We start from the raw sequence: 13,074 nt of genomic DNA, 5'->3' as shown, positions 1-13,074 counted from the left end.
GATGAATACAACCGTAATTGACCGCTATTTGACCACACGCATTCTTGAAAATGCCAGCTGGTATGGTAATAAAAAAATGCTCAGTACTAACTTTGCTTTGGGCAAGTATGAACAAAGTCTATTTTATGTGGTGAGTTTGGCAAGTATGCTGTCCTTATCAGAGGGGCATACAGTGATGATTTTGCCAAAAAATCAAGCCGATGGCTGGCAAAATTTACTTTTGCCCATTCAAGAATATCTGTCATCATACAGTAAAAATGAGCAATTTTTGCTGGATTTTGATGTCATATTCAGGCATATTGATGAAAATGCCAGTGATCAGACAGCCCTTAAAAATCTGATCAATCAGTATCTTAGCGATTTTCATCTTGCCATACAAGATGTTGCTGGCACAAGCAGGCAGTCTATCGGCAAAAATGAGCTTGGTGATATTTTACTACACTTACTTAGAGTATATTATTTTATTAAGTTTGTCTTAAATAATGACATGGGTGAGCTGGTAAAGTTTTTGCAGTCTAGCCATCTTTTTGCCCATCATCAGACCGTCCAAGTTGGCACGCCGATTGTCTTTAAAAATAGCAATGAAGCACTTTATATATGGTCAAACCGTGCCTATCATGCTGAGCAAATAGCAATGAGACATATTGAGAGGATTTGTGGGGCGGATATTGCACCATTTGGTCTGACTGATTTGTCTGATGAGTTGAACATTGAACAAAAACAAGCGGTTGAGATGGTCAGTCAAAAACCATTTGCCATCATCACAGGCGGACCTGGAACAGGTAAGACTTTTACAGTGGCACAAATCGTACTGGCATTGATTGGGCAAAATCCTAACATTGATTTGGCGTTATCAGCCCCTACAGGAAAAGCAGCACAGCGTATGAGTGAATCGCTACAAAATACACTGCAAAAAAATACTGTCAAAATCAGTCTGCCAGAGCCTAAGACCATCCATAGACTGCTTGGCATTGGTCAACATGGTGTGCCAAGATATCATGAAAAAAATCCACTACCACATGATGTGATTATTATTGATGAAGCCTCCATGTTGGGGGCAGAGCTGTCTTGCCATTTATTATCAGCGGTTAAAACTGGGGCAAGGTTAATTTTATTAGGAGATGCACATCAGCTTGCAGCGGTGGAAGCTGGGGCGGTGTTGGCAGATTTGTGCCTTATACCTGCTTTGTATGCTCATCGTGTTCATCTTGTGGAGTCAAGGCGTTTTGATGCTGATTCGGCTGTAGGAAAATTGGCAAAGCTGATTAACAAGACTGATGATGTTTTAGATGAGTTGCAAAGCGTACAAGCGTTAGTTAGTTATTATGATGATTTGAATTTCATCAATATTTTAAAAAATACTAATTATTACAATGAGTTATCAAAAGGTTATGAAAGCTACTTTCAACACACCAAGAGTCTGTTATCTTATTTTGATGACCATTCTGATGAAAAAAAGCAGGTTTTGATCAAAGAATTGATTGAAAGCCTAAGTAAATACCGCATTTTGACCGCCTCTCATTCGGGTATGGCTGGTGATATAAAAATTAATGATTTTCTTGCAAAATACCATAGACAATACCTTAAAATGGGATTGACTGCATCGCAGTGGTATCATGGAAGGGTGGTGATGGTACAAACCAATCGCTATGACTTGGGATTGTTTAACGGTGATGTGGGTGTGTGCCTGCGTGACGATGGAGAGTTGGTGGTTTATTTTGATGGTGATGTTTTAAGAAAAGTTTCGGTTGCCATGCTTGGTGGTGATACGGTGGCGACTGCTTATGCCATGACGGTGCATAAATCGCAAGGCTCGGAATTTGAAAGGGTGGCGGTGGTGTTTGATGATACCAATACTCGCTTGCTGTCCAAGGAGCTGATCTATACAGCGGTTACTCGTGCTAAGAAAAAAGTGGATATTTTTGCCACATCAAATGGTTTACAGCTTGCCGTAACTACACCAATAGTGCGAACCACTGGGCTTGGGTTGTTGTGATTTTTGCCATACTAAGATGATGATCGTAAAAATCGTTCAACCACCCTAAATTGACCAGCGGTACTTTCTTCTTGATACATCGCCTCACGAAAGGCATTAGAATTGGGCAGACCTCCTGTATACCATGCGATGTGCTTGCGTGCGATACGACAGCCTGAATATTCACCATAAAATTGATACAGCTCTTCAAGATGAGTCAGTACAATCTGACGAAGTTCGTCAATATTTGGAGCGTCTGGCAGTTTGCCAGTATTTAAATAGTGATGAATGTCTCGAAATATCCAGGGTTTGCCTTGGGCGCCACGACCAATCATCACCGCATCAACACCTGTTGCCTCAAAAATGGCTTTGGCTTTTTGAGGGCTATCAATGTCGCCATTGACAATAATGGGGATTTTTACCATTTGTTTGACCTGTTGTATCAAGTCGTAGCGAGCTTGCCCTGTATAAAAATCCTCTCGAGTGCGACCGTGAATGGCAATGGCAGCAATGCCTGCACTTTCAGCAATTTCAGCAATTTTCAAGATGTTTTCTTGGCCGTTTGCAAAGCCAAGCCTTGTTTTTAGAGTAACTGGTACATCAACAGCATCAATGGTGGCTTCTAAAAGTTTTTTGACCAGCTGTTCATCTTGTAATAATGCTGAGCCTGCTAATTTTTTGCAGACTTTTTTTGCAGGGCAACCCATGTTGATATCAACAATCTGAGCACCATTAGCCACCTGAAAACGAGCTGCCTCGGCTAATTTATCAGGTTCTGCCCCTGCAATTTGTGCGCAAATGGGAGCGATTTCACCATCAAAGTTGGCACGATATAATGATTTTTTACGAGCGTATAATGCAGTATCAGCGATGATCATCTCGCTCACTGCATGACCTGCACCAAAGGACTTGCACAGCCTACGAAAAGGATTGTCGGTGACGCCAGCCATAGGGGCAACGATGAGGCGATTTTGTATGGTTTGGTTGCCGATGGTAAGGGGAGTGAGTAGGGGGTGATTGTTCATAAGTAGATGATTTTATTGAGTTTGTTTGTTTTTTTGTGGGGTGCTTTTAAACTGATGTTCTAATAAATAAACATCTAATAAAAAAGTCAGATGATTAATATTTTCAAATATTTTTTTATAAAAATTTTTATAAAAAAATTGTATGAATTAATCAACATTTGGGTCATTTGAACTGTAAAAGAATTCATCAAAGTTATTGGCATACCAAACTTTGTTGGTTGTCCACCACTAAGTTTATGAAGTGGCGGTATTTTGCAAATGATACAATATGTATAAAAAAGACCGCTAAAAGTGCGGTCTTTTTTATTTTTAAAGAGCAACTTATTTGATTTTTGCTTCTTTAAATAAAACATGTTGGCGAATTTTTGGGTCAAATTTTTTGATTTCCATTTTGCCTGGCATGGTGCGTTTGTTTTTGGTGGTGGTGTAGAAATAACCAGTACCAGCAGTAGAAACTAATTTAATTTTATCTCTCATTGTCGTATCCTTAAAAATAGTCTAAGTGGAAAATCTAAAATTAGATTTTTTGACCTTGTGCGCGTAGGTCAGCAAGCACTTTTTCAATGCCGTGCTTATCAATGATGCGCATACCCTTAGATGACACACGAAGGCGTACGAAACGGTTTTCTGATTCTACCCAAAAACGATGGTTGTGTAGATTTGGCAAGAAACGACGACGAGTTTTGTTGTTGGCGTGTGATACATTATTGCCCACTAATGGGCGCTTTCCAGTCACTTGACATACACGAGACATGGTGAACTCCTAATAAAACATGGCACGGATATTGAGCGGTATCGGATGTGCCGTCTGGGCAAGGTGTCATAAATATGGTATGGACAAGACACAAATTTGACCAAACTATCAAGTTGCACCATTCTTTTTTGTTGTTAAAGGCGACAACAATCAAGAAATGGCAGAAAAATTAAAGCCCAAATTATAAATGAAATCTACCAATATTTCAAGTAAATTCTACTGATTTTGAGCGTTTTGTGATAAAAAACCAATCATTTTGGCGTAAGGGCATTTTTTGGTAAGCCAAAACCCTGCCAGCCGTAGTGAATAAAATTACGAATATTGGCATGATCTGTACCATCAGGATTGTTAAGCACAGATTGGTAATGTTCAGCAAATAATTTTAGTGTATCCAACTGATTGAGGCCATGCAATTTAGCAAAGCTAAACACTTTAGCAGAACCTTCATTGGTGCCAGCTGCATTGGTGATCTCTCCATTTTGAAATTCAACTGGTGTATAAGTATAATGACTGTCAATAAAGACAATGATGTCGGCAAAGTTTAATACGCCAGTTTCAATACCATGAAGTAGGGCGGAAATGCTTTTTGTCATAAATTTCCCCTAAAAATCAATGAATTAACGATTGAAGTAATCATCATCATCAAATGATGGCGGTGCAAAATTACCTTGTTCTAGATGGCTCATGTGTGCTTGCATTGAGCGTTCATGCTGAATGCGTTGATAAATTTCTTCACGATGCACAGCAATGTCTTTTGGTGCATTAACACCAAGGCGTACTTGGTTGCCCTTGACGCCAAGTACAGTAACGCTGACTTCATCACCAATCATTAAAGTTTCGCCAACACGGCGAGTTAGGATTAACATAATCGCTCCTTGCACTGATGCATGAAATAATAAAAATACCCAAAAAAATAAAATACCCAAGACATCATTATAAAACGGCTTGGATATTTTGTCAGTAATTTTTAGCGTAAATTATGTAAATTTTTCTTATTAAAAATTTACAATCATTTTAAGTCTATCAATTATAGGCCTGCAACTTTGCTTTCACCATCTTCACGATCAAGACCGAAAGCGGTGTGTAATGACTTGACGGCTTTTTCTAAATGTTGTTCCTGTACAAGCACAGAAACTTTGATTTCTGATGTTGAAATCATTTGTAGGTTAATGTTTTCTGAAGCTAATGTTTCAAACATTTTGCTTGCCACACCTGCGTGTGAACGCATACCTACACCAACAATGGATACTTTAACAACTTTGTCATCGCCAATGATTTGAGTGGCACCAATGTCATCTTTAACCTTCTCATTGAGAATTTTTAGGGCTTTGTTAAAATCGCCACGAGGTACAGTAAAACTAAAATCGGTTACACCATTTTCTGAAATATTTTGAATGATCATGTCCACTTCGATGTTTGCTGCACCAATTGGGCTTAAAATGGCTGAAGCAATACCAGGGCGGTCTGGTACGCCCAGTAGGACAATTTTGGCTTCGTCACGGTTAAAGGCAATGCCTGAAATTACAGCACGCTCCATATCATCTCCTTCATCAGCAGTAATTAGTGTACCAGTATTTTGTTTAAATTCGTCATCAAAAGCACCATCTGCACCCTCATCAAAGCTTGATAGTACACGCAGTGGCACTTTGTACTTACCTGCAAACTCCACTGAGCGGATTTGTAGTACCTTTGAACCCAGTGATGCCATTTCTAGCATTTCTTCAAAAGTAATTTTTGATAGTTTTTTGGCTTTTGAGGTTACTCGTGGGTCGGTAGTGTATACACCGTCCACATCAGTATAAATTTGACATTCGTCTGCACCGATGGCGGCCGCAATTGCCACCCCTGTGGTGTCTGAGCCACCACGACCCAGTGTGGTCAAATCATTGTATTTATTCACACCTTGAAAGCCTGCTACGATAAGAACTTTTCCGTCAGCCAGTTCTTGTTTTAGGTTGTCGGCATCAATGTGTTCAATGCGAGCTTTGGTATGAGTCTCATCTGTTTTTATGGCGACCTGACGACCTGTCATAGACTTGGCATTAATGCCCAAGTCTTTTAGTGCCATCGCAAGCAAAGCGATGGATACTTGTTCACCTGTGGCAACCATTTGGTCGTATTCACGAGGGTCTGGGTCATTGGATATTTCACGAGCTAAGCCAATCAAGCGGTTGGTTTCGCCACTCATTGCTGATACCACAACTACGATTTGATGACCATGATCGTGCCAACGCTTCACGCGTGCGGCGACATTTTTGATACGGCTGGTATTACCCATTGAGGTGCCACCGTATTTTTGTACAATTAACGCCATTATGTTTGCCTTTTGTTCAAAAAAAATGCTAGAAAAACCAAAGGTTGTGAATAAAATTTTACAGATTATACCCCAATTTATTGTTAAAATAAACTGATAAATTCATGACAAAAATTTATAAACAGCTTAATGATTTAAGACATTTGTATGACAGATGTATTACAATGATTAATGTTTATATCAACCATTGTTCAGTCTTTATCAAGCTTTTTACGCATGACTGCCTTGTGAACAGTCATGTAATTGTCATGGTGTGGGTATTATAGTTTACCTGCCAAATCATCTTTTAAATCAGCCAACGCTTTATCCAAACTTGCCACATCGCTCGCCCCACCTTGGGCAAAGTCGCTCTTGCCACCGCCTTTGCCGTCAAGAGTTTCACAAAGCGATTTGATGATGTCGCCTGCTTTGATTTTGTCGGTCAAATCTTTGCCCACGCTTGCGGTTAGGGCGATTTTGCCGTCATTGACACTTGCCAAGACCGCCACGCCAGTGTGCAGCTTGGATTTGATGTCGTCTGCCAAACTGCGTAAGCCTTTGGCGTCTGTATTGTCCACCTTGCTAATGAGTACTGGTACGCCTTTTATGTCAAGGACTTTGTCCATCAACGATTTGGCTTCAAAACTTGCAAGTTTTTGGGTCAATTTTTCAATCTGTTTGTCGGACTCTTTGACTTTGTCGGTCAAGACCAGCACACGCCCCAAGACTTCTTCACGCTTTGCTTTAAATTCTTGGGCAAGGGTGCTTAGCACTTTTTCGCCTGCTTGGATATAACGCAATGCCCCAAGCCCTGTCAAGGCCTCAATACGGCGAACGCCTGATGAGATACCGCTTTCAGAGACGATTTTAAACAGTCCAATGTCGCCTGTTTGTTTGATGTGAATACCGCCACACAGCTCAATAGAAAAGGCACTTTGGTCGGCATTTTTGCCCATGGTGAGTACTCGCACCGTCTCGCCGTATTTTTCGCCAAACAATGCCATTGCCCCTTTGTTTTTGGCATCGTTGATGTTCATATATTCAATCAAAACCGTGTCGTTTTGGGCGATTTTTTCATTGACAATGGTTTCAATGTGGGCAAGCTCATCATCGCTGATTGGTTTGTCATAAGAAAAGTCAAAGCGAAGCAGTTGCGATGACACAAGCGAGCCTTTTTGTGCCACGCCATCGCCCAGTACTTGTTGCAAACTGGCGTGCAGTAGGTGGGTGGCGGAGTGGTTTTTGGCACTGTCAAGACGCACATCGCCTTGCACTTCGGACAGCACACTTTGATTTAAGTCAAGTTGCCCCATTGCCACACGCCCATAATGGACAATGCCTGTGCCTGATTTTTGTGTGTCTTCCACGACAAACACGCCTGTGGCGGTGGTCATTTGCCCTATTTCGCCCACTTGACCGCCACTTTCGGCATAAAAAGGCGTTTGGTCAAGCACCACCACACCTGTGTCGCCTTCAACCAGCGTGTCCACCGCCCTGCCGTCTGTAAACAGTTGCAGGATTTGCCCATCGGCGTGCAACTTTTCATAGCCTACAAAGGTGCTTGGCTGTTCTACTTTAATCAAACTGGTGTAGTCAAGCCCAAATTTGCCTGCTTCACGGGCACGGGTGCGTTGGGCGTCCATTTCACGCAAAAAAGCGGTCTCGTCAATGTGAATGTCTTTTTCACGCACAATGTCGGCGGTCAAATCATAAGGAAAGCCATAGGTGTCGTACAGTTTAAAGGCAGTTTCGCCAGACAAAGTGTCGCCTTGTTGCAAGTGTTCAAGCTCGCTTGATAGCAGTCGTAAGCCCTGCGATAGGGTTTTGGCAAATTGCTCTTCTTCTTTTAAAATAATGCTTTCAATGTCGGCTTGTTTGGCGATAAGCTGTGGGTAAGCTTGTCCCATCTCGCCTGCCAGTGCAGACACCAGTTTGTAAAAAAATGCCCCATTTGCCCCCAATTTGTTGCCGTGTCGCACCGCTCGGCGGATAATACGGCGTAAGACATAGCCACGCCCTTCGTTGCTTGGCACGACACCGTCAGCGATTAAAAACGCCACCGCACGGATATGGTCGGCAAGTACCTTTAAGGACGGCTCGTTTTGATTGGGTATGCCAATAATATCGCTTGCCGAGTTCATCAAATTGACAAAAGTGTCAATCTCATAATTGCTATGCACACCTTGCATAATGGCACTCATTCGTTCAAGCCCCATACCTGTGTCCACGCTTGGGGCAGGCAGTCGCTCCATCGTACCGTCTTTTTGGCGGTTAAACTGCATAAACACACAGTTCCAAATCTCAATAAAGCGGTCGCCGTCTTCGTCCGCACTGCCAGGCAGTCCACCCCAAATATGCTCGCCGTGGTCATAAAAAATCTCGGTACAAGGTCCACACGGCCCTGTGTCGCCCATCATCCAAAAATTGTCGGATTGATAGGCACCGCCTTTGTTGTCGCCGATACGGATAATGCGGTCAGGCGATAAACCCACCACGTTGTGCCAAATGTCAAAGGCTTCGTCATCGGTGTGATAAATGGTAATGTACAAGCGTTCTTTGGGTAAGCCAAGCCAGTCAGGGGAGGTCAAAAATTCCCACGCCAAAGGAATGGCAGTTTCTTTAAAATAATCGCCAAAACTAAAATTGCCCATCATCTCAAAAAAAGTGTGGTGGCGGGCGGTGTAGCCGACATTGTCAAGGTCGTTGTGCTTGCCCCCTGCACGCACGCATTTTTGGGCGGTAACGGCACGGCGGTAATCACGCTGTTCTAGCCCCAAAAAAGTGTCTTTAAACTGGTTCATACCCGCATTGGTAAATAGCAAAGTTGGGTCATTGTGTGGCACAAGGCTAGATGACGGCACAGGCGTGTGCTGTTTGCTGGCAAAAAAATCAATAAAGGCTTGGCGTAGCTCGTTGGTGGTCATGGTTTTCATAAAAATCCTTACATTCAAGTTATAAATAAATAGCAATCAAAATAAATAACTATACCATCAAATAATTTGCGTGATAAATAAGAAGCCATTAAAAATCAATATGCTTTTTATTTATGCTTTTAATTAGTTGGTTTGTCCAGTTATTTATTTTGACAATTTAAAATATTAGTTACTTTAACCACTCCCCAAGCCCTTTCGCCTGCTCACTGGCATTGCCAATATAGCGTGCAGGGGTCAAATCGCCCAACCGCTTTTTGTCATCGGCTGGCACTTGCTTTAATTCATCGCCACCCACAAAATCTGTCATCATCTGGCGGGTCATCGCTTGCCCACGGGTCAGTGCCTTTAATTTTTCATAGGGTTTTTCAATATTATAGCGACGCATCACGGTCTGAATGGGTTCGGCAAGCACTTCTTGGGCGTTGTCCAAATCTTGTGCCAGTTTATCGGCATTTAATTGTAATTTACCCATACCTTTTAGGCACGCTTCAAAAGCAATCAAACTTTGTGCCAAACCCACGCCCATATTACGCAAAACGGTGCTATCGGTCAAATCTCGTTGCCAGCGACTGATTGGCAGTTTTTCGCCCAAATGTGCCAGCACACTATTTGCCAGACCCAAATTGCCTTCTGAGTTTTCAAAATCAATGGGATTGACCTTGTGGGGCATTGTGGAGCTACCCACTTCGCCGTCTTTCATTTTTTGGGTAAAATAGCCCAAAGAAATATAGCCCCAAATATCACGATTAAAATCAATCAAAATGGTATTAAATCGGCGTAGGGCATCAAACAATTCTGCCATATAATCGTGCGGTTCAATTTGTGTGGTATAAGGGTTAAAAGTAAGCCCCAAACTTTGCACAAAATCTTGGGCGTTTTTTGCCCAGTCAATATCAGGATATGCTACCAAATGGGCATTATAATTGCCTACCGCCCCATTGATTTTACCCAGTAATTCTACATTGTTAAATTGCTTTAATTGACGGTGCAAGCGATAAGCCACATTTGCCAGCTCTTTGCCCATTGTGGTGGGGCTTGCTGTTTGTCCGTGCGTGCGTGATAACATTGGCACATCGCTATATTCGTTTGCCAAGTGTGCAATACGGTCAATAATCGCTTGCATGGATTTTGCCAATATCTCACGGCTGTTTTTGAGCATTAAAGCGTGTGATAAATTGTTAATATCTTCTGATGTACAAGCAAAATGAATAAATTCGCCTGACATTTTTAATTCATCAATATCACTAATTTGTTCTTTTAAAAAATATTCCACCGCTTTGACATCGTGATTGGTGGTGGCTTCAATTTGTTTAATGCGTTCGGCATTGTCTTGTGAAAAATTATCAATAATCGCATTTAATTTGGCATTGGTGTCATCAGAAAACGGCTTGATTTCTGTGATTTGACTATGGTTTGCCAATGCCTGCAACCAGCGGATTTCTACCAATACTCGGGCGTGCATTAAGCCAAATTCAGACAAAAATGGGCGTAGGCTGTCGCATTTGGACGCATAGCGACCGTCAAGGGGGGATAGGGCGGTAAGGGCAGATACAGTCATTATAATCCTTAAAAAATAATAAAAAAGGGCTTTGGATTAAATGCGATGATACGCATAAATTGCCACCAATTATAGCAAATTTATCCGCCATTGCCTAGCATTGCACCAATTTTGCCAATCTTGTATAATACAAATAACTTGACAAGGAGCAAATTATGCGTATAATCCGCACACCGCACACCGCACACCGCACACCGCACACCGCACACCGCACACCGCACACCGCACACCGCACACCGCACACCGCACACCGCACACCGCATAGCCTAAATTTTGCCTGCACGCCTTTTGGGGGTGTGCAATGAGCAAGTACATCTCCCCTGCCTTTTTAGAAGCCAAAACAGGCGTCAAACAAGACCCTACGCCCAAACGAGCCACACCAAGCAAAACTACGCAAAGCAAGCCTACCAAAGCTAAAAAAGCGACCGCCACAGACAGCGGTAACAGCACGCTTCACAAAGCCAAAAAAGCCAAAAACGATGAATTTTATACCTGCCTTGCTGATATAGAAAACGAATTACGCCATTATAAGGCACATTTTAAAGACAAAATCGTCTATTGTAATTGCGATGACCCCTACGAGAGCAATTTTTTACAGTATTTTTTGTTAAATTTTAGACGCTTGGGGCTTAAAAAACTCATCAGCACAGGCTATGCCACAAGCCCTATTGCAGGCACGCAGTTGTCGTTATTTGATGACGATTTCAAAGCCCACAAAATTGAAATCACAAGCGTTGATGGCTTAAAAATGCACGATGGTAAATTTGATAATCTTACTGAATGGCTCAAAGAAAGAACCACACCATTAAAAGGCAATACCGCCAAAGACGGCACGGTCTATTTGGGTGGGGATTTTAGAAGTAAGGAATGTATTAAACTGTTGTGTGAAGCGGATATTGTCGTTACCAATCCGCCATTTAGTTTGTTTCGTGAATATATCGCCCAGCTTGTGGCATATAATAAAAAATTTTTGGTAATCGGTAATATCAATGCGATTACTTATAAAGAGATTTTCCCATTGATAAAAAACAATGAATTATGGATAGGCTATAATTGCACCAGACATTTTTGCAAACCTGATGGCACATTATTTGAAACAGCAAGAACTTATTGGTATACCAATTTGGATATTGCAAAACGCCACGAAAAATTTATTTTACATAAAAAATATAATCCCAATGACTATCCAAAATATGATAATTATAATGCTATTGAAGTTAGCCAAGCGGTAAATATCCCAATGGATTATGACGGTGCAATGGGCGTACCGATTACTTTTTTGGATAAATACAATCCAGAGCAGTTTGAGTTAATAGGACAAATGGTTACCACTAAAATTGATGAGTACAACTTTGGATATCCTTATTTAGATAGAAAGAAAATTTATGCAAGAATTCTTATCAAACAAAAAGGAGCAAACTAATGCACATTGAGCATAAAAATATCACGATTGATGAATTAACCCAAGGCTATGCCGATAATAACGAACAAGGCGTGGTGGCATATGGCGGATTGTTAAATGTGCGACCGCCGTTTCAGCGTGAGTTTGTATATAACGAAAAGCAAAGAAATGAAGTGATTTATACCGTCTTAAAGGGCTTTCCTTTAAATGTGATGTATTGGGCAACCACCGATGACGGACAATTTGAGCTAATGGACGGACAGCAACGCACCATTAGCATTTGTCAATTTGTGGCGGGCGATTTTTCTATTAAAATAGACGGTAATGCTTTATATTTTCATAATTTAAATGCAAATGACCAAAAGCAAATTTTGGATTATAAATTGCATATTTATATTTGTACAGGCGAGCCTAGCGAAAAATTGGCGTGGTTTGAGATTATCAATATCGCAGGCGAAAAATTGACCGACCAAGAACTCAAAAACGCAATGTACACAGGCAAATGGCTCACCGATGCCAAACGCCATTTTAGCAAAACTGGGTGCGTGGCGTATCAAATCGGCAGTGATTATTTGACAGGCACGCCCATTCGCCAAGACTATTTAGAAAAAACTTTAAAATGGATAAGCCAAACCGACCCCAAATACAACAAAGACATTACCCAATATATGGCACAGCACCAACACGACAGCGATGCCCTGCAATTATGGCAATATTTTCAAAATGTGATAAGTTGGACAAAAGCCAAATTCCCCCATTACCGCAAAATGATGAAAGGGCTAGAATGGGGCGAATTTTATAACGCCCACAAAGACGATGTATTGGACGCAGAGTTATTAGAACAGCGTATTTGTGAATTGATAAATGACGATGAAGTGGAGAATAACAAAGGCATTTATGCCTATTTATTAAAAAATGACCCAAAATATCTAAATTTACGAACATTTGGCGACAAAGACCGCCAAAAAGCCTATCAAGCCCAAAAAGGGGTTTGCAAAATTTGCAATGAGTATTTTACGATTGATAAAATGGAAGCCGACCATATTATCCCTTGGGCAAAAGGGGGTAAAACCACTTTTGAGAATTGTCAAATGCTGTGTCAAAAATGCAATCGCACTAAGTCAGGCAAGTAGT

The 13,074-nt window shown here is 41.4% G+C and carries 11 protein-coding genes and 1 pseudogene; 4 read left to right on the top strand and 8 right to left on the bottom strand.

Annotated features, from left to right (window positions below; all coding sequences use genetic code 11):
• The first annotated feature begins 1 nt into the window (after window position 1).
• Window positions 2-1,996 carry an exodeoxyribonuclease V subunit alpha gene (gene recD, locus U9670_RS00285; protein WP_323842142.1) on the top strand — a complete coding sequence of 665 codons (1,995 nt, stop codon included), beginning with the start codon at window positions 2-4 and terminating at the stop codon, window positions 1,994-1,996.
• An 11-nt stretch (window positions 1,997-2,007) separates the two neighbouring features.
• On the opposite strand, the gene dusB is transcribed toward recD, so the two are convergent.
• From dusB to purB, 8 genes and pseudogenes are all read right to left on the bottom strand, one after another.
• On the bottom strand, window positions 2,008-3,000 hold the full coding sequence (dusB, locus tag U9670_RS00280; protein ID WP_323842141.1) for a tRNA dihydrouridine synthase DusB: 993 nt from the start codon (window positions 2,998-3,000) through the stop codon (window positions 2,008-2,010).
• A gap of 321 nt (window positions 3,001-3,321) precedes the next feature.
• On the bottom strand, window positions 3,322-3,477 hold the full coding sequence (rpmG, locus tag U9670_RS00275; protein ID WP_003659281.1) for a 50S ribosomal protein L33: 156 nt from the start codon (window positions 3,475-3,477) through the stop codon (window positions 3,322-3,324).
• Between the two features lie 40 nt (window positions 3,478-3,517).
• The gene (gene rpmB, locus U9670_RS00270; protein WP_036362158.1) at window positions 3,518-3,754 is read right to left on the bottom strand and encodes a 50S ribosomal protein L28; all 237 of its coding nucleotides are present in this window, start codon (window positions 3,752-3,754) and stop codon (window positions 3,518-3,520) included.
• A gap of 251 nt (window positions 3,755-4,005) precedes the next feature.
• The gene (locus tag U9670_RS00265) at window positions 4,006-4,347 is read right to left on the bottom strand and encodes a HopJ type III effector protein (protein WP_323842140.1); all 342 of its coding nucleotides are present in this window, start codon (window positions 4,345-4,347) and stop codon (window positions 4,006-4,008) included.
• Window positions 4,348-4,452: 105 nt separating this feature from the next.
• Window positions 4,453-4,620 (bottom strand): annotated as a pseudogene (gene csrA / locus U9670_RS00260) (carbon storage regulator CsrA); the annotation flags it as partial.
• Between the two features lie 161 nt (window positions 4,621-4,781).
• A complete protein-coding gene (locus tag U9670_RS00255; protein ID WP_323842139.1) occupies window positions 4,782-6,068 on the bottom strand; it encodes an aspartate kinase in 1,287 nt (428 codons plus the stop codon).
• A gap of 260 nt (window positions 6,069-6,328) precedes the next feature.
• A complete protein-coding gene (alaS, locus tag U9670_RS00250; protein WP_323842138.1) occupies window positions 6,329-8,980 on the bottom strand; it encodes an alanine--tRNA ligase in 2,652 nt (883 codons plus the stop codon).
• 169 nt (window positions 8,981-9,149) lie between these two features.
• Window positions 9,150-10,538: an adenylosuccinate lyase gene (gene purB, locus U9670_RS00245; protein ID WP_323842137.1), complete on the bottom strand. Its 1,389-nt coding sequence runs from the start codon at window positions 10,536-10,538 to the stop codon at window positions 9,150-9,152.
• 155 nt (window positions 10,539-10,693) lie between these two features.
• On the opposite strand from purB, the gene U9670_RS00240 reads away from it, so the two are divergent.
• The 3 genes from U9670_RS00240 to U9670_RS00230 are packed head-to-tail and all read left to right on the top strand — an operon-like array spanning window position 10,694 to window position 13,073.
• Window positions 10,694-10,843: a hypothetical protein gene (locus U9670_RS00240; protein ID WP_323843755.1), complete on the top strand. Its 150-nt coding sequence runs from the start codon at window positions 10,694-10,696 to the stop codon at window positions 10,841-10,843.
• Window positions 10,840-11,961 (top strand): adenine-specific methyltransferase EcoRI family protein, encoded by a 1,122-nt coding sequence (locus U9670_RS00235; RefSeq protein WP_323843754.1) that lies wholly within the window; start codon window positions 10,840-10,842, stop codon window positions 11,959-11,961. The genes U9670_RS00240 and U9670_RS00235 overlap by 4 nt, the downstream gene beginning before the upstream one ends.
• Window positions 11,961-13,073 (top strand): HNH endonuclease family protein, encoded by a 1,113-nt coding sequence (locus U9670_RS00230; RefSeq protein ID WP_323842134.1) that lies wholly within the window; start codon window positions 11,961-11,963, stop codon window positions 13,071-13,073. Before U9670_RS00235 ends, U9670_RS00230 begins: the two co-directional genes overlap by 1 nt.
• The last annotated feature ends 1 nt before the right edge of the window (window position 13,074 follow it).

Origin of the sequence: Moraxella tarda (assembly GCF_035181405.1) — a bacterium.
Classification (GTDB): Bacteria; Pseudomonadota; Gammaproteobacteria; order Pseudomonadales; family Moraxellaceae; genus Moraxella.
Note: the sequence above shows the minus strand (reverse complement) of the source record. Positions and strands in the feature narration are given on the sequence as shown.

What these genes read in the sequence shown, in the direction of transcription:
- recD (WP_323842142.1), top strand. Translation starts at nt 2, where the DNA reads ATGAATACAACCGTAATTGACCGCTATTTGACCACACGCATTCTTGAA.
- dusB (WP_323842141.1), bottom strand. Translation starts at nt 3,000, where the DNA reads ATGAACAATCACCCCCTACTCACTCCCCTTACCATCGGCAACCAAACC.
- rpmG (WP_003659281.1), bottom strand. Translation starts at nt 3,477, where the DNA reads ATGAGAGATAAAATTAAATTAGTTTCTACTGCTGGTACTGGTTATTTC.
- rpmB (WP_036362158.1), bottom strand. Translation starts at nt 3,754, where the DNA reads ATGTCTCGTGTATGTCAAGTGACTGGAAAGCGCCCATTAGTGGGCAAT.
- U9670_RS00265 (WP_323842140.1), bottom strand. Translation starts at nt 4,347, where the DNA reads ATGACAAAAAGCATTTCCGCCCTACTTCATGGTATTGAAACTGGCGTA.
- U9670_RS00255 (WP_323842139.1), bottom strand. Translation starts at nt 6,068, where the DNA reads ATGGCGTTAATTGTACAAAAATACGGTGGCACCTCAATGGGTAATACC.
- alaS (WP_323842138.1), bottom strand. Translation starts at nt 8,980, where the DNA reads ATGAAAACCATGACCACCAACGAGCTACGCCAAGCCTTTATTGATTTT.
- purB (WP_323842137.1), bottom strand. Translation starts at nt 10,538, where the DNA reads ATGACTGTATCTGCCCTTACCGCCCTATCCCCCCTTGACGGTCGCTAT.
- U9670_RS00240 (WP_323843755.1), top strand. Translation starts at nt 10,694, where the DNA reads ATGCGTATAATCCGCACACCGCACACCGCACACCGCACACCGCACACC.
- U9670_RS00235 (WP_323843754.1), top strand. Translation starts at nt 10,840, where the DNA reads ATGAGCAAGTACATCTCCCCTGCCTTTTTAGAAGCCAAAACAGGCGTC.
- U9670_RS00230 (WP_323842134.1), top strand. Translation starts at nt 11,961, where the DNA reads ATGCACATTGAGCATAAAAATATCACGATTGATGAATTAACCCAAGGC.